This is a genomic window from Robertmurraya dakarensis (assembly GCF_900156875.1).
GTDB classification, from domain to species: domain Bacteria; phylum Bacillota; class Bacilli; order Bacillales; family Cytobacillaceae; genus Robertmurraya; species Robertmurraya dakarensis.
The window spans coordinates 2,042,378-2,062,067 of sequence record NZ_LT707409.1 but is presented as its reverse complement, the minus strand read 5'-3'; the positions used below and the strand labels follow the sequence as shown (position 1 = coordinate 2,062,067).

24 protein-coding genes are annotated in these 19,690 nt (G+C 37.8%); 23 read left to right on the top strand and 1 reads right to left on the bottom strand.

Annotated features, from left to right (window positions below; translation table 11 throughout):
• From ypeB to fni, 7 genes are all read left to right on the top strand, one after another.
• Positions 1 to 1,350, top strand: coding sequence for a germination protein YpeB (ypeB, locus tag CZ487_RS18770; RefSeq protein ID WP_077213821.1), 1,350 nt, complete (start codon positions 1 to 3; stop codon positions 1,348 to 1,350).
• 126 nt (positions 1,351 to 1,476) lie between these two features.
• Positions 1,477 to 2,130 (top strand): flagellar brake protein, encoded by a 654-nt coding sequence (locus CZ487_RS18765; protein ID WP_077213820.1) that lies wholly within the window; start codon positions 1,477 to 1,479, stop codon positions 2,128 to 2,130.
• 69 nt (positions 2,131 to 2,199) lie between these two features.
• The gene (locus tag CZ487_RS18760; RefSeq protein ID WP_077213819.1) at positions 2,200 to 2,391 is read left to right on the top strand and encodes a YpfB family protein; all 192 of its coding nucleotides are present in this window, start codon (positions 2,200 to 2,202) and stop codon (positions 2,389 to 2,391) included.
• 208 nt (positions 2,392 to 2,599) lie between these two features.
• A complete protein-coding gene (gene cmk, locus CZ487_RS18755; protein ID WP_077213818.1) occupies positions 2,600 to 3,271 on the top strand; it encodes a (d)CMP kinase in 672 nt (223 codons plus the stop codon).
• Entirely contained in the window at positions 3,268 to 3,855 is a 588-nt protein-coding gene (locus CZ487_RS18750) for a lysophospholipid acyltransferase family protein (protein ID WP_419865729.1), read from the top strand. The genes cmk and CZ487_RS18750 overlap by 4 nt, the downstream gene beginning before the upstream one ends.
• A gap of 120 nt (positions 3,856 to 3,975) precedes the next feature.
• Complete coding sequence (rpsA, locus tag CZ487_RS18745; RefSeq protein WP_077213817.1) at positions 3,976 to 5,115, top strand: 30S ribosomal protein S1; 1,140 nt, start codon at positions 3,976 to 3,978, stop codon at positions 5,113 to 5,115.
• Between the two features lie 12 nt (positions 5,116 to 5,127).
• Positions 5,128 to 6,177, top strand: a complete 1,050-nt coding sequence (fni, locus tag CZ487_RS18740; protein ID WP_077215386.1) for a type 2 isopentenyl-diphosphate Delta-isomerase — start codon at positions 5,128 to 5,130, stop codon at positions 6,175 to 6,177.
• A 69-nt stretch (positions 6,178 to 6,246) separates the two neighbouring features.
• Here fni and CZ487_RS18735 read toward each other — a convergent pair whose 3' ends face one another.
• Positions 6,247 to 6,390 carry a YpzI family protein gene (locus tag CZ487_RS18735; protein ID WP_077213816.1) on the bottom strand — a complete coding sequence of 48 codons (144 nt, stop codon included), beginning with the start codon at positions 6,388 to 6,390 and terminating at the stop codon, positions 6,247 to 6,249.
• Positions 6,391 to 6,495: 105 nt separating this feature from the next.
• On the opposite strand from CZ487_RS18735, the gene CZ487_RS18730 reads away from it, so the two are divergent.
• The 16 genes from CZ487_RS18730 to CZ487_RS18655 all read left to right on the top strand — a co-directional run bounded on the left by CZ487_RS18730 (position 6,496) and on the right by CZ487_RS18655 (position 19,652).
• Positions 6,496 to 7,101, top strand: coding sequence for a YphA family membrane protein (locus tag CZ487_RS18730; RefSeq protein WP_077213815.1), 606 nt, complete (start codon positions 6,496 to 6,498; stop codon positions 7,099 to 7,101).
• Positions 7,098 to 7,988 carry a YIEGIA family protein gene (locus tag CZ487_RS18725; protein ID WP_077213814.1) on the top strand — a complete coding sequence of 297 codons (891 nt, stop codon included), beginning with the start codon at positions 7,098 to 7,100 and terminating at the stop codon, positions 7,986 to 7,988. The genes CZ487_RS18730 and CZ487_RS18725 overlap by 4 nt, the downstream gene beginning before the upstream one ends.
• A gap of 1 nt (position 7,989) precedes the next feature.
• Positions 7,990 to 8,175, top strand: coding sequence for a capping complex subunit for YIEGIA (locus CZ487_RS18720; protein ID WP_077213813.1), 186 nt, complete (start codon positions 7,990 to 7,992; stop codon positions 8,173 to 8,175).
• 182 nt (positions 8,176 to 8,357) lie between these two features.
• Positions 8,358 to 9,668 carry a ribosome biogenesis GTPase Der gene (gene der / locus CZ487_RS18715; protein ID WP_077213812.1) on the top strand — a complete coding sequence of 437 codons (1,311 nt, stop codon included), beginning with the start codon at positions 8,358 to 8,360 and terminating at the stop codon, positions 9,666 to 9,668.
• Between the two features lie 41 nt (positions 9,669 to 9,709).
• The gene (locus tag CZ487_RS18710; protein ID WP_139339592.1) at positions 9,710 to 10,744 is read left to right on the top strand and encodes an NAD(P)H-dependent glycerol-3-phosphate dehydrogenase; all 1,035 of its coding nucleotides are present in this window, start codon (positions 9,710 to 9,712) and stop codon (positions 10,742 to 10,744) included.
• A 273-nt stretch (positions 10,745 to 11,017) separates the two neighbouring features.
• Positions 11,018 to 11,203, top strand: coding sequence for a DUF2768 domain-containing protein (locus tag CZ487_RS18705; protein WP_337189778.1), 186 nt, complete (start codon positions 11,018 to 11,020; stop codon positions 11,201 to 11,203).
• Positions 11,204 to 11,234: 31 nt separating this feature from the next.
• Positions 11,235 to 11,948 carry a hypothetical protein gene (locus tag CZ487_RS18700; RefSeq protein WP_077213809.1) on the top strand — a complete coding sequence of 238 codons (714 nt, stop codon included), beginning with the start codon at positions 11,235 to 11,237 and terminating at the stop codon, positions 11,946 to 11,948.
• 235 nt (positions 11,949 to 12,183) lie between these two features.
• On the top strand, positions 12,184 to 13,662 hold the full coding sequence (gene spoIVA / locus CZ487_RS18695) for a stage IV sporulation protein A (RefSeq protein ID WP_077213808.1): 1,479 nt from the start codon (positions 12,184 to 12,186) through the stop codon (positions 13,660 to 13,662).
• A gap of 396 nt (positions 13,663 to 14,058) precedes the next feature.
• A complete protein-coding gene (locus CZ487_RS18690; protein WP_077213807.1) occupies positions 14,059 to 14,331 on the top strand; it encodes an HU family DNA-binding protein in 273 nt (90 codons plus the stop codon).
• Between the two features lie 214 nt (positions 14,332 to 14,545).
• Positions 14,546 to 15,112 (top strand): GTP cyclohydrolase I FolE, encoded by a 567-nt coding sequence (gene folE / locus CZ487_RS18685; RefSeq protein WP_077213806.1) that lies wholly within the window; start codon positions 14,546 to 14,548, stop codon positions 15,110 to 15,112.
• A gap of 75 nt (positions 15,113 to 15,187) precedes the next feature.
• Entirely contained in the window at positions 15,188 to 15,418 is a 231-nt protein-coding gene (mtrB, locus tag CZ487_RS18680; protein ID WP_077213805.1) for a trp RNA-binding attenuation protein MtrB, read from the top strand.
• 190 nt (positions 15,419 to 15,608) lie between these two features.
• Positions 15,609 to 16,430, top strand: coding sequence for a heptaprenyl diphosphate synthase component 1 (locus CZ487_RS18675; protein ID WP_077213804.1), 822 nt, complete (start codon positions 15,609 to 15,611; stop codon positions 16,428 to 16,430).
• Between the two features lie 4 nt (positions 16,431 to 16,434).
• Complete coding sequence (locus tag CZ487_RS18670; RefSeq protein WP_077213803.1) at positions 16,435 to 17,145, top strand: demethylmenaquinone methyltransferase; 711 nt, start codon at positions 16,435 to 16,437, stop codon at positions 17,143 to 17,145.
• 98 nt (positions 17,146 to 17,243) lie between these two features.
• Complete coding sequence (hepT, locus tag CZ487_RS18665; protein WP_077213802.1) at positions 17,244 to 18,206, top strand: heptaprenyl diphosphate synthase component II; 963 nt, start codon at positions 17,244 to 17,246, stop codon at positions 18,204 to 18,206.
• 92 nt (positions 18,207 to 18,298) lie between these two features.
• Entirely contained in the window at positions 18,299 to 18,745 is a 447-nt protein-coding gene (gene ndk, locus CZ487_RS18660; protein ID WP_077213801.1) for a nucleoside-diphosphate kinase, read from the top strand.
• 133 nt (positions 18,746 to 18,878) lie between these two features.
• Positions 18,879 to 19,652 carry a CheR family methyltransferase gene (locus CZ487_RS18655; protein WP_077213800.1) on the top strand — a complete coding sequence of 258 codons (774 nt, stop codon included), beginning with the start codon at positions 18,879 to 18,881 and terminating at the stop codon, positions 19,650 to 19,652.
• The last annotated feature ends 38 nt before the right edge of the window (positions 19,653 to 19,690 follow it).

The window sequence follows — 19,690 nt, the reverse complement described above, 5'->3', positions numbered from 1 at the left end:
ATGCTTAGAGGAATTCTAATAGGAATATTAGTTTTGGGAGTTGCTGGTACAGCATTTTGGGGCTACCAGGAGCATAGGGAGAAAAATGCTATTTTAATTAATGCAGAAAACAACTACCAAAGAGCTTTTCATGATTTAACTTATGAAATTGATTTGCTTCATGACAAGATTGGAACCACATTGGCGATGAATTCCAGACAGTCTCTTTCACCAACACTGGCTGAAGTTTGGAGAATAACATCCCAAGCCCATAATGACGTAGGTCAACTTCCATTGACTTTACTGCCTTTTAATAAAACAGAAGAATTCTTAGCGAAAATTGGAGACTTTAGTTATCGTACAGCAGTTCGTGACCTAGATAAAGAACCGTTAACAGATGAAGAATATAAAACACTAACAGGGCTGTACGAGCAATCTGCGGATATTCAAAAAGAATTAAGAACCGTTCAGCATATGGTACTTGAGAATAATCTGCGCTGGATGGATGTAGAGCTAGCCCTTGCCTCAGAGGAGCAGCCGCTAGACAATACGATTATTGATGGATTTAAGACCGTTGAAAAAACAGTTGAGAGTTATTCTGATTCAGAGATGGGTCCAACTTTTGTCAATATGCAAAAGGATGATGATCAGTATAAGTATCTAGAAGGTGAAGCTATAACGGAAAAAGAAGCAGCACAAATAGCAAGGAAATACAGCGGATTTGGCGAAAACGCGGAAGTAAAGGTAACAGAAAATGGAAAGGGCTCGGATTTTGGTTTCTACAGTGTTGCCATTACAAACAAAAAGACAAAACAAGATGCAAACATGGACATAACTAAAAAAGGCGGCTATCCTATCTGGTACCTTCTATCAAGGGAAGTGGACCAGCAGAAAATAAGCTTGAATGAAGCTAGCAATAAAGCAGTTAAATTTTTAAAAGATAATGATTTTGAGAATTTAGATTTATTCGAAAGCACTCAATATGATAATGTCGGTGTATTTACCTTTGTTACGAATGAGAATGATGTCCGCGTCTACCCTGATGCGATACATGTAAAGGTTGCTCTTGATAATGGCAGTATAATTGGTTTTTCGGCTGATGAATACTTAAAATCTCATCATGTTCGCGAAGTACCTAAGCCAGCCCTTACAGCACAGCAAGCTAGGAAAGAAATTAACCCGAATGTTAAGGTCATGCAAGAAGGACTGGCTGTCATCGTAAATGATTTAAATGAAGAAGTTCTCTGCCATGAGATCTTAGGGACATTAGGAAATGACACATACCGAATTTTCATTAATGCTGAAAGTGGTGTTGAAGAGAAAGTAGAAAAATTGCAGAATGCAGAACCTGTTTATGAAGATGTAGTTTAAAGTTTGCTGCGTAAAAAGCTGTCGGGATCCCTCGACAGCTTTTTTTTATATTGCGAATGTCTTAGAAGTCATGGCATAATATAGTAAAATAGTATGATTTTTGAATTAATGGAAAGTGTGATAGTGATGATAAATATCGGTGACGTTTTAACCCTTGAAGTGAAGTTCAGTGATAAACTTGAAAAATATAAATGCAAGCTTGCAGAAAGAAAGGGCCAGCATCTGTATATAGATTATCCGATCAATTTACAAACGAATAAAACAGCCTTCTTAATAGATGGTACACAGTTAAAATGTTCCTTTGTTGACAAAACGGGCTCTGTCTACTTATTTGAAACAGAGGTACTGGGAAGAGTCAAGCAAAATATTCCAATGTTAATCTTAAGTGATCCTGGCAGTGAACGATATATTAAAATTCAGCGCCGTCAATATGTCAGGGTAGAAACATCAGTGGATATTGCCGTTCATCCAACCAGTTTTGAATTCAAGCCGTTTGTAACGGTCACTGATGATATAAGTGCTGGCGGTGCAGCAATTATTACTTCCAATAAGATTAATTTAAACTCAGGTATGAAAATAAACTGCTGGCTTGTCTTGCCTATGCAGAATGGAGAATATCACTATCAGCAATTTCACAGTAAAATCGTGAGGGTGATTCCTTTAGATGAAAGAAGAAATAAAGTTTCGATACAATTTTTAGAAGTAAGTCCAAATGACCGGCAGATGCTGCTGCGGTTTACTTTTGACAGACAGTTGATGATTCGTAAAAAAGGATTATAGAATGTGAATAATCTCGTCTAGGACCACCGATAATGATAACGATAGAAGCCGTTAGCATTTGGAGGTTATATGAAGACGATAGAAAGGATTATTATCAAAATAATTATTGTTCAGTTCGTTTTTCTACTGGTCACGCAATTTTTCTTTCACAGGTTAAATACATTTCCAGAGTTAAAAGAGATTACGCAGTACGAGGGGGTAACGGAAAATAATTTCTCAGAACTGCTGCAAGTGTTTAATGGCAGCCAAGATAAGGAATGAGAGCAGCTCATAATAGTAATTTTAAGATAAAAAGCAGGTTACTCCTGCTTTTTTTGTGTAAATTAATAAAAAATGTACTTACTACTAAGTTGAATATGGCTACATATGGTAAAATAAAGTTGGAGATTTTATGATTATGGCAGTAATGAGGTGGGAGCAGAAAATACTAGAATAACACATACATCCATTGAAATTACTAGGAGGAACTATGAAAAGAATTTCTATTGCTATAGATGGACCTGCTGCTGCAGGGAAAAGTACCGTTGCGAAAATTGTTGCCAGTAAATTAGGTTATATTTATGTAGATACAGGTGCCATGTATAGAGGGTTAACTTACCTAGCGATACAAAAGAAAGTGGACCTCCAGAATGAAGCTGAGTTAATGAGCGTTTTAGATGACACTACTATCAAGCTGGAACCTAGCAAGGAGGGACAGCTTGTCTATGTGAATGGCAATAATGTAACTGCAGAAATTAGAAATTCAGAGGTTACAAATACTGTATCGATTGTAGCAAAGCATAGACTGATTCGAGAAGAAATGGTGAAGAGGCAGAAAAGCTTAGCTGCAAACGGCGGAGTTGTCATGGACGGCAGGGACATCGGGACACATGTCCTCCCAGGCGCAGAGGTAAAGGTCTTTCTATTAGCAAGCGTTGAAGAACGTGCTCTACGTAGATTTAAAGAAAATCAACTGAAAGGTTTTCCTGCAGATCTAGAGACATTGAAAGAAGAAATTGCTAATCGTGACAAACTGGATTCGGAACGTGAAGTGGCTCCATTAAAAAAAGCTGTCGATGCTGTTGAAATAGACACCACATCGAAGACAATTGACCAAGTAGTCGAAGAAATCATGGATTTAGCTTTGGAAAGGATACGATGAAGTTGTCTATATATGCATTTGCCAGATCGGTTGTATATGGATTCATGAAGCCGATCTACCGAATGGAAGTAATAGGAAGAGAAAATATCCCTAAAGAAGGGGGAGTGCTTCTTTGTACGAATCATATTCACAATTTCGATCCCCCAATCGTTGGAATAACAGCCCCAAGACCAATCCACTTCATGGCGAAAGATGAACTTTTCTCCGTCCCTGCACTTGGGAAGCTGCTCCCTCATTTGAATGCCTTCCCTGTGAAAAGGGGAATGAGTGACAGGGAGGCATTAAGGAAAGGTTTAGCGATCTTAAAAGAGGGAAAAGTGTTAGGGTTGTTTCCTGAGGGGACTCGAAGTAAAACAGGTGAATTAGGCAAAGGGCTTGCAGGTGCCGGTTTCTTCGCGTTAAGAACAGATGCCGACGTCGTGCCTTGTGCTATTATCGGCCCATATAAAGCCTTTTCTAGGTTGAAGGTTGTTTATGGGAAGCCGATTGATATGGCTGAACTCCGTCAAAAAAAGGTTTCGGCAGAGGAAGCAACTGAAATCATCATGGCGGAAATAGGAGAACTAATAAATAAGCATAGGTAGATTCAAAGATGTATTTGCTTGACAAAAGTGCTTATTTATAAGAAGTTTATTAAAAGAGACTCGTGTTTTTACTTGAGCTAAACTATTATAGAGTAGTCATTGGATTAAGGAGGAGTACATATGTCCGAAGAGATGAATCAAGTAGAGGTTAAGAATTTTGAGATTGGTGACAGTGTAAAGGGTCAAGTTACAAAAGTAGAAGAAAAACAGGTTATCGTTAATATTCAAGACAGCAAGCTTGATGGGATCATACCGATTAGTGAACTATCTAGTTTACATGTGGAGAAAGCAAGTGATGCTGTTTCTGAAGGCGATGAATTAGAATTAGAAGTATTAAAAGTAGAAGAAGAAGCTTTAATTTTGTCTAAAAGAAAAGTGGATGCTAAAAAAGCATGGGATGAGCTTCAGCAAAAGTTTGAGACAGGTGAAGTGTTTGAAGCTGAAATAAAGGATGTTGTAAAAGGCGGTCTAGTGGTAGATCTGGGTGTAAGAGGATTTGTTCCAGCTTCATTAGTTGAAGCACACTTCGTTGAAGATTTTTCTGATTATAAAGGCCGTGTACTGACATTTAAAATTATTGAAGTAGACCAAGAGAAAAATCGCTTGATTCTCTCGCACCGTGCAGTGGTTGAAGAGGAGAAAGGGAAACAAAAATCAGCTATCCTTGATTCTCTTGAAGCGGGTCAAGTCTTGGATGGAACCGTACAAAGAATTACGGACTTTGGTGCATTCGTTGATATCGGCGGCATAGATGGGCTTGTTCATATTTCACAATTGTCTCATGAACATGTTGAAAAGCCATCAGATGTAGTGGAAGAAGGTCAAAAGGTTCAAGTTAAAGTTCTTCAAGTTGATCGTGATAATGAAAGAATTTCGTTGTCCATTAAAGAAACATTACCTGGACCATGGGCAAATATCTCTGAAAAAGCACCAAAAGGGGCTGTGCTTGACGGAGTTGTGAAGCGCCTCGTACCATACGGTGCATTTGTGGAAGTATTCCCTGCTGTTGAAGGTTTGGTACACATTTCTCAAATTTCTCATAAACATATCGGTACTCCTCATGAAGTACTTCAAGAAGGTCAGGATGTTAAAGTTAAAGTTCTTGATGTAAATGAAGAGGATCAACGTCTTTCTTTAAGCATTAAAGAGCTGGAAGAAAAAGAGCCGGATAACTTTACGGATTATGAAATGCCAGAGGAAACAAAAGGGTTCCAGTTAGGTGAAATGATTGGAGATCAATTAAAGAATTTAAAAAAATAAATGGTGATAGATGTGACGAGATCAAAACGAAAATGGGATCATATTCAGCATTCATTAAATACTGGTCAGAGTAGACTTACTGGTTTTGATGAAATCACGTTTGTTCACCAGGGCTTACCGAATTGTTCAGTAGAACAGGTTGAATTAAGTACAAAAATTGGCGAACTTGAATTAAGTTCGCCAATTTTTATCAATGCCATGACAGGCGGCGGTGGACAAACAACACTAGAGATTAATCAAAAATTAGCAATCGTTGCCAGGGAAACGAACATACCAATGGCAGTTGGTTCGCAAATGTCTGCAATAAAAGATCCATCTGAAGCGTATACCTATAAAATTGTTAGAAAAGAAAATGAAAATGGTACGATTATTGCCAACTTAGGCAGTGAAGCCACAGTCGACCAGGCGCTTACGGCTATTGAAATGGTACGAGCAGATGCATTTCAAATCCATTTGAATACGATTCAAGAATTAACAATGCCTGAAGGAGATCGTGATTTTACCGGCGCTTTAACTAGAATTGAAAACATTGTTAACAAGTCAGGGGTTCCTGTGATCGTAAAAGAGGTTGGCTTTGGAATGAGCATGGAAACTGTTCAAAAATTGAAATCTGTGGGTGTGACAGCTGTTGATGTTGGCGGCTATGGAGGAACCAATTTTGCTAAAGTGGAGAATGAGAGAAGGGACCATCTGCTTTCATTCTTTAATGAATGGGGAATTCCGACGGCCATTTCGATTATAGAAGCTAGGAGCCGCTGTCCGGAGCTATTTATTTTGGGGTCCGGCGGTATTCAAAATAGCCTTGATATCGTTAAAGCACTTTCAATTGGAGCAAATGCAGCAGGATTGGCTGGAAGGTTTTTGAAAGTATTAATGGAGAGCGGACATGAGAAGTTGATAGAAGAAATCAATATAATCCTTAATGAAATCAGGTTTATGATGACGGCTCTTGGAGCAGTAACTGTTCCTGACTTACAATCCGTTCCGCTTATTATATCAGGAGAAACGCATCACTGGTTAAATGAAAGAGGCATTAGTACAAAGCAATTTAGTTGTAGATAAAGAAAAAGCTCTGGCGCATTCATCAATGCGTTAGAGCTTTTTTCTTTGTCTAATTAATTTCATGAGGTTTTAACTATATTTATTATCATTCAATGATCGTGCTTCTTCAGGGCTTGACATTTTTGTTGATCCTGGATAATGGAGAGCCTGATCTCGATCCGACTCAACACGGCCTTCTTTTTTTAATTTTCTTGTTTGACGATCTTTTCCCATTTGCACACCTCCTTACTTTAACATGGTTCATTTATAAAAGATTATTCATCATCAGGTTAAAGTACATAAGCATGAGCCATAATGGAAATGATAGGAGGTGTAGGCGTGGAAGGCATTTACTTTTATTGGCTTTTTTGGTTGTTCTGGATTATATCTACCTTTTTTATGAATCGGCATATAAAACGTTTGAAAATATCTCTTTATCTGCTCATTGCCATTATTCTATCCTTAAATTCCATTGTTTTGCTGGACTTTGAAATATCCATGACAACTGTTTTTGTGCTTTTAGTAACATATGCTGTGATTGCCAAGCAAACAACGGGGAGGAGATTATATGTTATTTTTACATCTTTTATTGTGATGATATCATATGCAACATTTCTATTATTTGAATTGTATGATCCAGTTTGGGTAATCTTCAACCGAAGCTGGATGCTGGCAGCTCTGTTAGTGTATTTAGTGATTATTATGCACCAATATATAGAGCAGAGGCTGATAACGTTAGTCGCCGGTGCAATTCATGGGGATATTTTATATGGATTCCTGTTAAGAAAATTTTCCTTCTCGTACCCAATTGGTTCTATGCAATTTTTAGATGTTTTGGCACTTAGCTTGGCGTTTCTGCTTATTATCAGCGGGTTTAAATTTGTATCTGTTTTCTTTGAACAATATTTTAGTCAACAAGAAGGGGAGAAACAAAAACAATCATGAGTGAGTATACACTACCGATAATCTTTGGGGTTGTTATTGGAACCTTGACAAGGATTTTTATGTTAAGAACAGATTACCGTCAATATCCCACTTATCTGCATGGAAAAATCATTCATGTGGCATTGGGTTTTATTGCTGCGGGGCTAGGAACATTGGTTGTTCCATCCATTCTTGAAGAAGATTTTACTGCTGTTACTTTTTTGACAATTGCGGCATCTCAATTTAGGGAAGTTCGGAATATGGAGAGAAACACATTAGCCGAGCTAGACAGTTATGAGCTGGTTCCTAGAGGGAAAACCTATATTGAAGGAATTGCCATCGCGTTTGAGAGCAGAAATTATTTAGTGATTTTAAGCTCACTAGTCAGTACACTCGGTTATTTACTTTTTAATATTTGGGTAGGTTTAGCTGCGGGGGTTATTACATTTTTTGTTTCGAAAAAATTAATGTCTGGGGGAAGATTAGACGATATTGTTGAGATTGAATTTGTAGAGCCCCGGTTTGATGGAGCTGGGTTATATGTAGATAATATCTATATTATGAATATTGGGTTACCAGCAAGGCAAGAAGAGGTCCTAAGATATGGGATGGGCTTTATCTTGAAACCAAAAAATTTTAATGCAAGGTCAACCATTGCTAATTTAGGTCAAAGGCAAGCTATTCTCCATGATGTCTCCACTGCACTCGGGGTGTATAGAGACTCGGGTACGCCAGCTCTTGTTCCTTTGGCAAAAAGGGATTTAGATGACGGACGAGTGGGGGTTTTTGTCCTTCCACAGCATAAGGATGTGGAAAAAGCAATCGAGATCATTGGAAAAGTCCCTACACTTGAAAATGCCATTAGAATGCCGACGGAACGGAATATGAAAGAGGAGGGAAATCAATGATATGTCGATAGATAAGTACATACTTGCTATTATTACGATTAATCCGAAGAAAGTACCTAGTGGTACAGCTGTATTTCATTGTGATAGTGTAGAGGAAATGGAGACGATTACAGCGAATTTAGAAGCAATCCTAGATGGCATCGCCCATGCATTAACGAAAGAAACGTATGTGATTGTAAAACACTAAGCAGCTTTTTCCTTGATTGGAAGAATTCACTTTGATAGTATAATAAAGTTGGACCCTTCTATATAAGAAGGGTTTCTTTTACTCATGAAAGAAAAATTTATTTATTTGTCTTGAAACAATTTTAATAACATGAACTAAAGGTAAAATATGAATTGGGAATAAAGATAGAAAGGGTGATGTTCATGGTGAAACCAGTAGTAGCCATTGTTGGACGTCCGAACGTAGGAAAATCAACGATTTTCAATCGAATTGTAGGAGAACGAATCTCCATTGTAGAAGATATACCAGGTGTGACAAGGGATCGGATATATAGTTCAGCAGAATGGCTTACTCATGATTTCAATATCATTGACACGGGTGGAATTGATATTGGGGATGAGCCTTTCCTGGAGCAGATCCGTCAACAAGCAGAGATTGCCATTGATGAAGCAGATGTCATTATCTTTTTAACAAATGGCCGAGAAGGTGTAACCGCTGCTGATGAAGAAGTAGCGAAAATACTTTATAAGGCTAAAAAACCGATTGTATTGGCAGTGAATAAAATTGATAATCCCGATATGAGAGATCAAATTTATGATTTCTATTCACTTGGCTTCGGGGAACCATTTCCGATTTCAGGTGCGCATGGACTTGGTTTAGGTGACCTTCTTGATGAGGCTGCCAAACATTTTCCAAAGGATGAGAAGGACCGTTATGACGATGATGTCATTAAGTTTTCACTTATCGGCCGTCCAAATGTTGGGAAATCCTCACTTGTAAATGCCATCTTAGGGGAAGAACGTGTAATTGTTAGTAATATTGCAGGAACAACCAGAGATGCGATTGACTCAATGGTTAAAGTGAATGGACAGGATTACGTCATTATTGATACAGCTGGTATGCGAAAGAAAGGCAAGGTTTACGAAAGTACCGAGAAATATAGTGTGCTCAGAGCATTGAGAGCAATTGAACGCTCCGATGTTGTCTTAGTTGTCCTAGATGGTGAAGAGGGGATTATTGAGCAGGATAAGAAAATTGCAGGTTATGCGCATGAAGCAGGCAGAGCGATTGTTATTGTAGTGAATAAATGGGATGCGGTCGAGAAAGATGAAAAGACGATGAAAGATTTTGAACGTAACATTCGCGAACATTTTCTGTTTTTGGATTATGCTCCAATTGTCTTTTTATCAGCAAAAACAAAAAAACGCATACATACATTAATTCCAATGATTGATATCGCTAGTGATAATCATGCAAGAAGAGTGGAAACAAGCGTTTTAAATGATATTATCATGGATGCTGTAGCGATGAACCCAACTCCTACGGATAAAGGAAAACGACTGAAAATCTACTACACAACACAAGTAGCTGTAAAGCCTCCTACATTTGTTGTTTTTGTTAATGATCCGGAGTTAATGCATTTTTCATATCTGCGATTTTTAGAAAATAGAATTCGTGATGCCTTTGGTTTTGAAGGGACACCCATAAAGATTATTGCTCGAGAGAGAAAGTAATAAGATAATAAAGTAAAGTTCCGTTGAAAAGGTGTGTTTTTATGGAAAAAATTACTGTAATTGGTGCTGGAAGCTGGGGGACTGCTCTTGCACTTGTTCTTGCGGATAATGGTCATGAAGTCCGCCTTTGGAGTCATAACCCAACACAAGTACAAGAAATAAATCAATTCCATACAAATTCAAGGTACCTGCCAGAAATTTCATTGCCGCAAAATATCGTGGGGTATTCTTCTTTGCATGAGGCTTTAACAGAAATTGAAACGATTATTTTGGCTGTGCCAACTAAAGCTATTCGGGAAGTACTAAAAAAGGTATGCAAGGTAATTGAGATGCCATTAACGATTGTACATGTCAGTAAAGGAATTGAACCTGACAGTCTGCTTCGAATCTCTGAAATGATTGAAGAGGAAATGCCTAAAGAACAATTAAAGGATGTAGTTGTACTTTCAGGACCTAGTCATGCTGAAGAAGTGAGCTTGCGGCATCCTACAACTGTCACTGTTTCATCAAAGAATATGAAGGCGGCAGAGAACGTTCAGGATTTATTTATGAATACAAATTTCCGGGTATACACGAATCCGGATCTTATCGGTGTGGAAATTGGCGGTGCTTTAAAAAATATCATCGCATTAGCGGCCGGGATTACTGACGGGTTAGGATATGGAGATAATGCGAAAGCAGCCTTAATAACGAGAGGATTAGCTGAAATCGCTCGTTTGGGGACGAGAATGGGTGCAAGCCCGCTAACATTTGCAGGCTTGACAGGAATCGGTGATTTGATTGTGACTTGTACAAGCGTTCACTCTCGAAATTGGCGGGCAGGTAATTTATTAGGTAAGGGGCACAACTTAGAAGAAGTGCTGGAGAGCATGGGAATGGTCGTTGAGGGAGTAAGAACAACAAAAGCGGCATTCCAGCTTGCTGAGAAATATGGGGTCACGATGCCGATCACAGAGGCGTTATACAATGTCTTATTTAACAACGGCAGTCCAAAAGATGAAGTAGATTCCCTTATGTCGCGTGGGAAAACAAATGAGATGGAAGACCTAACCAATTTATTAGAAGACACTCGATAGAATATTTTAGTGAATTTATGGAAACATGGGCTTTCGACGATGCGATATTAGCCTTCTCTGCATACAATGCAACGAAGCAACCTGGTGTAACGAATAGCTGGATGGAGTATTTAGTCGAACTGGACTAAAGTAAGGAGGCCCCTGCCTTACTTTAGTCTTTTTTTATATTCTGTGTATCAAAATGGTTACCAGAGGTTTTCCATATGAAAGTATCATTTCGTATGTTATAATACTTCTCGGAAAAAGGAGAGGATACAATTGTCGGCGAGTTTGATGAAAATGTGGATTTCACTGGGATCAATGGGATTTATGTTTATTTCCATTGTTTTAGTTTATTTTAGTCGTTTTAAACTTCAGAATCGTGTAATCAAATTTATATTTTCACTTTTAGCATTTATATTTATGGTTTTAGCCGGTATCATTATCTTCTTTGTTGTAATGACTGGGCCGACCGATTAAGTAAATACATAGACTAGAAGGATTGATCTTAATGAAAAAAAAATCAGTGCTAATCCTGATTTTGGTCACAGTGATGTCACTTATAGCTGGATGCGCATACCCTGAAGACAAGCTTGTGCAGAATCAAATGCCTTATGCTGATCAGGTTGAATCGGTACAAAAAGCAGTGGACCAATTTCAGCAGGATAACGGGGGGATTCTCCCAATCAAGACAAAAGAGATGGATACGCCCATCTATCAAAAGTATCTAATTGATTTTAGCAAAATTGCACCAGCCTATATTGCAGAAGCACCAGGAAATGCTTATGAATCAGGCGGTGTATTCCAATATGTTCTAATTGATGTGGAAACAAATCCAACTGTGAAAATATTTGATTTAAGGATTGCTGAGACCATTAGGGACTTGAATTTGAGAATTAAAATGCAGGGATTTCCGCCATTTAAAGAAAAGGTAGCAGAAAATGTTTATACATTAGATTATGAACAGCTGGGCTTTAAAGAGGAGCCGGTTGTCATAAGCCCATTTACCAGTCAGAATCTTTCTTATGTTATTACAGGTGATGCAGAAATTTATGTGGATTATCGGAGCGATTTATACCAGATCATGCAAAATAAAAACCATAACTTCGAACCAGGCGATGATATCAGGAGTATTCTAATAGAAGAGTCTATGTTTGTTCCTGCCTATTCGCTGCCGTATACAATCGATTCCAGCACAAAAGAACCAATCTTTTTATCGAAATAGTCATAACCCTTCTCCCTCAGAATATATTGTAGGAGAAGGGTTTTGTTTTTTATAAATTAAATTAAAAAAGTATGTAATGAAAGATGAAATACGGATGAGAGGTTTTTAAAAGAAGGGGGTTGTTTCTTAGAAAAGTGTCATAACATTGTAGGACAACGTCATAAATATAAACTGTCTATACAATATGATGAAAAGATTATTCTCCCACTTACTCGGGATTTCAGGAGGGGATCACTTGGAAAAGGTAGATATTTTTAAAGATATTGCCGAAAGAACGGGCGGCGATATATATTTAGGGGTTGTAGGAGCAGTTCGAACAGGTAAATCTACTTTTATAAAAAAGTTTATGGAGTTAGTAGTACTGCCAAATATGGCAAATGAAGCTGATCGGGCTCGTACCCAAGATGAATTGCCTCAAAGTGCAGCTGGCAGAACCATTATGACAACAGAGCCTAAGTTTGTTCCAAACCAGGCAGCTACCGTACATGTAGGAGAAGGTTTGGATGTAAATATTCGTTTAGTGGACTGTGTTGGCTATACCGTACCAGGTGCCAAAGGATACGAGGATGAAAATGGGCCTCGAATGATCAGTACACCTTGGTATGAAGAACCAATACCATTCCATGAAGCAGCAGAAATTGGAACGAGGAAGGTTATTCAAGAACATTCTACCATTGGTGTAGTCATTACAACTGATGGAACGATTGGTGAAATACCTCGCTCAGATTATATTGAAGCAGAGGAAAGAGTTATTTCTGAGCTAAAAGAGGTTGGGAAACCTTTTATTATCGTGATCAACAGTGTTCAACCACAGCACCCAAACACAGAAGCGCTTCGAAATGAATTAACCGAAAAATATGATATCCCAGTTCTAGCCATGAGTGTTGAAGGCATGAGAGAAACAGATGTATTAAGCGTTATGCGTGAAGCATTATACGAATTCCCGGTACTTGAAGTTAACGTCAATCTTCCTAGCTGGGTAATGGTGTTGAAAGAAGAACACTGGCTTCGTCAAAGCTATCAAGAGGCAGTGAAGAACACCGTTAAAGATATAAAAAGATTACGTGATGTTGATAGGGTTGTCAGTGTGTTTAGCGAGTATGAATTCATTGATCACGCAGGCTTAGCAGGGATTGAAATGGGGCAGGGGGTTGCTGAGATTGACCTTTTCGCACCAGATGAATTATACGACAGCATCCTAAAGGAAATTGTCGGCGTTGAAATCCGCGGGAAAGATCATTTGCTTGAATTAATGCAAGACTTTGCACATGCAAAGGCAGAATATGACCAGATCTCGGATGCTCTCAAAATGGTCAAACAGACTGGCTATGGTATTGCCGCTCCTTCACTTGAAGATATGAGCCTGGATGAGCCTGAAATTATACGTCAAGGTGCAAGATTTGGGGTAAGGCTAAAGGCGGTAGCACCGTCCATTCACATGATTAAGGTAGATGTAGAATCCGAGTTTGCGCCTATCATTGGCACGGAGAAGCAAAGTGAAGAACTAGTAAGATACTTAATGCAAGATTTTGAGGATGATCCGCTTTCTATTTGGAATTCTGATATCTTTGGGCGCAGCTTAAGCTCTATCGTTAGAGAAGGAATTCAAGCTAAACTGTCGTTAATGCCTGAAAATGCAAGATATAAATTGAAAGAGACACTAGAAAGAATAATCAATGAGGGATCCGGTGGTTTAATTGCCATAATTCTATAATTTTATTGAAAAAGACTCCATTTTGGGGTCTTCTTTTGTGTATTTTAACAACTATTTAAAAAGGAGATATTGGGTCAAATATCAAGAATTATCGACAAAAATACTAAAAATGTCATGAAATATGAATAGATTACCATTATTTCGCTAAATTTCCTTGATAACCATAAATGATTATGATAATCTTTTAACAGAATTACTGTTGAAGCGTAAGAAAAGCCTTATATATAAAGGTTTCTAACGGAAAAATGGTTGAAATTTAAATTTCAAACACTTAATATAGGGTTTACGGGACCAAAGATTAGTCTCTACGTATAGAATTCAGTAATTTTGTTAAAAAATGATGATACAAGTGCTATTGTTACTGAGTTTTGAACTTTTTGGGAGGAGGTGAAAGGCATGAACAAGACAGAATTAATTAATGCAGTTGCTGAAGTAAGCGAACTTTCTAAAAAGGACGCAACTAAAGCGGTTGACGCTGTTTTTGATACAATCTTAAATGCTTTAAAAGACGGTGATAAAGTACAATTAATCGGTTTTGGTAACTTCGAAGTTCGTGAACGTGCTGCTCGTAAAGGACGTAACCCGCAAACAGGTGAAGAAATCGAAATTTCTGCTAGCAAGGTGCCTGCTTTCAAACCAGGTAAAGCGCTTAAAGATGCAGTAAAATAATTACATAAGAGTACTTTAAGCATAGTTTTTTATAAAAAGCTCACGTTTATGCGTGGGCTTTTTTCATGTAATAGAAATTCGAATCTTCATCTTTGCCTGAATGAAAATGACTATGCTAATATGTTAATGTTATACTTATGTACAGTGTCATTCATCGTTATATGACAGTAAAAAGAAGATAGCGGCCATTTTATATGGCTAAGGAGGATGCAGCATGTCAAAAGTCAATCGTGCCCAAATAGAGGAAGCGGTGCGTTTAATATTAGAAGCAATTGGAGAAGACCCGAATAGAGAAGGAGTACTGGATACTCCAAAACGAGTGGCGAAAATGTATGAAGAGGTCTTTGAGGGCTTGAACCAAGATCCTAAAGAGTATTTTGAGACAGTTTTTGGGGAAGACCATGAAGAACTAGTTTTAGTGAAAGATATTCCATTTTATTCAATGTGTGAACATCATTTAGTACCATTTTATGGACAAGCGCATGTAGCGTACATCCCGAGAAATGGGAGGGTTACCGGCCTAAGCAAACTTGCTAGGGCAGTGGAAGCAGTAGCGAAGCGTCCGCAGCTGCAAGAAAGAATTACCTCGACTATTGCAAATGCAATCATGGAAAAATTAGAGCCGCATGGTGTGATGGTTGTTGTAGAAGCTGAACATATGTGCATGACTATGCGCGGTGTGAAGAAGCCTGGCTCTAAAACAGTGACAACGGCAGTCAGAGGGAATTTAGCAGATGATGTTAATGCAAGAGCTGAGGTACTTTCACTGATAAAATCATAAGAATATTTTCATGGCAGATGTCTTTGTCAGATCTGTAAAATGAATTATTTATATACATGAAATGGAAGTGATCACATGGAAAGTAAACAGACAGACTATATTGTAATAAAAGCAGTTGATGATGGTGTTAATGTGATTGGTCTAACTAGAGGTACAGACACTAGATTTCATCATTCAGAAAAGCTTGATAAAGGTGAAGTGATGATTGCACAATTTACGGAGCATACATCAGCCATCAAAATACGAGGTCATGCTAAAATTCTAACCTCTTATGGAGAAGTAGAAAGCGAACATAAACAAAAATAACCAGTGTAAAATTATGAAAGTTGACCATTGTAAATAATACAGAATAATTTATATTTAATTAAACGTGCCCACAATAAATTCTTTTATGTTATAATTGTCAATGCATTTGTTTGAGGATAGTATACAATTTCAACGATTAAAAAAATGAACTTTTTACATAGTAAGAATTTTGGGGAACAAGGGTGATTTCATGCAGAACCTTCAAAAAAAACTAGATCATGTAAGGGACAAAATAGAAGGAAATATTAATCATCCTTTCTTATCCCAGCATATTGAAGCACCAGTCATTGATGAAGATAAGCTACTCATGGCTGTCACCGTTCTAGATCATATCGATATTCCATTTGCTCAACTAGAAAATTATGCAACGTCTACGATGCTATTACAGGTCGCCCTTGATACCCATGAAAAAGTGACCAATGCAATGACAGGCGATAGAAACCATAGAAATAGGCAGCTAACCGTATTAGCTGGCATATACTACAGCGGTCTCTACTACAAACTTCTTTCCAATCATAATGAAATCGATGTTATACGTGTTTTAGCGGAGGGAATTGAAACCGTTAACGACCAAAAAATAATCCTGTATCAAAAAGAAGTAGATGGAATTGATAAACTTATGAACTCCATCATGAAAATAGAAAGTTCACTTTTGATCAAATTAATTGGTTATTTACATGTGAATGTTTGGGACGACATAGTCTCAAATTTCTTATTTATAAAGCGTTTAATGTTTGAAAAGGATCAATTTAGAAGTGAAAATTCATCTGTTGTCTTTGATGCACTAAAGAAATTAGCTTTTCCGAAACAGGATCACAGTACAAAAGAATTATCCCTTGAACAAGAAAACTATCTGCTTCATATATGTGATCGCTATATAGATTATTCCATCCAGTTATTAATTAAAGCACAGAGTAAGGTTCCGCTTTTAAATGAATTGGTCGCTGAACGAATACAAACTATTTTGGATCAGCATCAACCTGTTGCAAAATCATTTGCGGAAGAAGGGTAGAGTTATGCAGCAATCTAAAGAACAGCGTGTTCATGGTGTTTTTGAAAAAATCTCGGATAATTATGATAAGATGAATTCTGTCATCAGTTTTCAAATGCATAAAAGATGGCGAAAAGATACGATGCGGAGAATGAATGTCCAGAAAGGCCGAAAAGCATTAGATGTTTGCTGCGGCACGGGTGACTGGACGATCGCGCTGGCTAAGGAAATTGGCCCTGAAGGGGAAGTAGTCGGACTGGATTTCAGCAAAAATATGCTTAAAGTCGGCGAACAAAAAATCAAAGATATGAACTTGAATCATGCAACGTTAATACATGGAAACGCGATGGAATTGCCTTTTCCGGATAACTCGTTCGACTATGTGACCATCGGATTCGGGCTGCGAAATGTTCCGGATTATCTTCAGGTATTAAAAGAAATGAATCGTGTATTAAAACCAGGTGGTATAGCAGCATGCCTTGAAACATCTCAGCCGACCTTGCCAATTTATAGACAATTATTTTTCTTTTATTTCCGCTTCATCATGCCGATGTTTGGGAAATTATTTGCAAAAAGCTATAATGAATATGCATGGTTGAATGAATCTGCAAGAGATTTTCCGGGAATGAAGGAGCTTGCGAAGTTATTTGAAACAGCTGGTTTTAAGAAGGTAATGTATAAACCCTACAGCGGCGGGGCTGCCGCAGTCCATATCGGCCATAAAGAAGGAAAGTAAGTACTAACCTCTATGGCAAAATGTTGCTTAATAAAGACAATCGAAGATTCAAGCCTTTGCGCTTTTTATTGTAGAGAGGATTAAAGCTGGTGAATCAGATGAAGTTGAAAATGATGTATTCATTTTTGAATTCGGATATTAATAAAATTGAGAGAGCATTAGAGGAGACCATCCAAACAGAGTCCTCTTTATTGCAGCAAGCCTCTCTGCATACATTGCATGCTGGCGGAAAAAGAATCCGTCCAGTCTTTGTGTTGCTTGGAGGGAAATTCGGTCAGTACGATATCGAAAACATCAAAAATGTTGCGGTTGCTTTAGAGTTAATTCATATGGCTTCATTAGTTCATGATGACGTCATTGATGATGCTGAAATTCGCCGCGGGAAACCGACGATTAAGGCGAAATGGGATAATCGGATTGCGATGTATACTGGGGATTATATATTTGCCAAAGGTATGGAGCTGATGACAAATATTGAGAACCCAATCGCGCATAAAATATTATCCAAGACCATTGTTGAGCTTTGCATTGGTGAAATTGAACAAATTAAAGATAAATATCGCTTTGATCAAAATCTGCGAGATTATTTACTTAGGATCAAACGAAAAACAGCCTTATTGATTGCAGCGAGCTGTCAGCTGGGTGCTGTTGCTGCAGGGGCAGATGAAAAAATACATAAGATGCTTTACCGTTTTGGTTATTTTGTGGGGATGAGTTATCAAATTACGGATGATTGTTTAGATTTTACAGGAACCGAGAAAGAATTAGGAAAACCGGCTGGAGGGGATCTTCTTCAAGGCAATGTAACGCTTCCTGTATTAATTGCGATGAAAAATAACCAAATCCGATCTGAAATAGTGAAGGTTCATGAAGGAATGACTCATACTGAAATCCAAAAGATTATCACCCTCATTAAGGATTCTGGTGCGATTGAAGAGTCATTGGCAATTAGCAATCAATACTTAGATAAAGCTCTTGATATTCTAAATGAACTGCCTAATAACCGTGCACGAAAAACTCTTCACGATATTGCTCTTTATATCGGAAAACGAAAATTTTAAGCTGTTGCGAAAAAAGGGAAACAATGTTAATATTTTCATGGACTGCCTGTAATAGGTATTCTTTATACATACGAATTTTAGGAGTGGAGTTCATGGAAAAGACATTTTTAATGGTTAAACCTGATGGAGTACAACGCAATCTGATTGGAGAAATTGTAAATCGTTTTGAAAGAAAGGGTTTTCAATTGGTTGGCGCTAAATTAATGAACATTCCTCAACAGTTAGCTGAAACACATTACGGAGAGCACAAGGAGCGTCCTTTCTTTGGGGAACTAGTTGACTTTATCACTTCTGGACCTGTTTTTGCAATGGTTTGGGAAGGTGAAAACGTGATTGCTACTGCACGCGGGATGATGGGCGCAACTAATCCAAAAGATGCAGCTCCAGGCACGATTCGTGGAGACTTTGGTGTAACCGTAGGTAAAAACGTAATCCACGGTTCAGATTCACCTGAAAGTGCTGAGCGTGAAATCTCACTTTTCTTTAAAGAAGAGGAGCTTGTTTCATATTCGAAGCTAATTAATGAATGGGTAAACTAATAAAAGAAAGTGCTTGCATATTTAATGTGCAAGTGCTTTTTTTTTGTCTCGTAATTAATTTTTTAAAAAATCCACTCTTTTTCTAATTTTTCGCTATACTTAAATAGAAGTAAAACATAGGGAGTAAGTAGGTATGGGACAGGACTATGAACAGTTTGCAGCAAATGTTAAAAAAAAGACGGGAATTGATTTAACGCTGTATAAAGAGGCGCAAATGAAAAGAAGGTTAACGTCTCTTTATGAAAAAAAAGGCTTCCACTCTTTTCAAGATTATTTTCAGGGGATTAGCAGAGATCAGGATCTCATGAATGAGCTATTAGACAGGATGACGATCAATGTTTCAGAGTTTTATCGAAATTATAAAAGATGGGAAGTACTAGAAACTAAGCTGCTGCCAAAATTACTAGAGAAAAACAAACGCTTGAAAGTTTGGAGTGCAGCTTGTTCAACAGGAGAAGAACCTTATACAATAGCGATGATTCTTTCTCATTTTCTGCCTCTCTCGCAAGTGCAAATATTGGCAACTGATATTGATGAAAATGTAATTGCAAGGGCAAAGCTTGGCGTATACCCTGAAAGATCATTAAACGAGGTACCCTCTGAGATAAAAACAAAATTTTTCACAAAAGAAGGAGGCTATTATAAAATCTCTGAGGAAATCAAAAAAACGGTTACGTTTAAAAAACATAATTTGTTAGCAGACCCGTATGGCGGGCCCTTTGATTTAATAGTATGCAGAAATGTCCTTATTTATTTTACAGAAGAGGCGAAGAGCATCTTATATAAAAAATTCAGCAGTGCTTTAAAGGAAGATGGTATATTCTTTGTAGGAAGCACTGAGCAAATATTTAATCCTTCTATTTATAATTTTAAAACGGCCGATACATTTTTTTATCAAAAAATATAGGAAACGAAGGTTCATCGGGCAGTATTTCTTATAGCTCC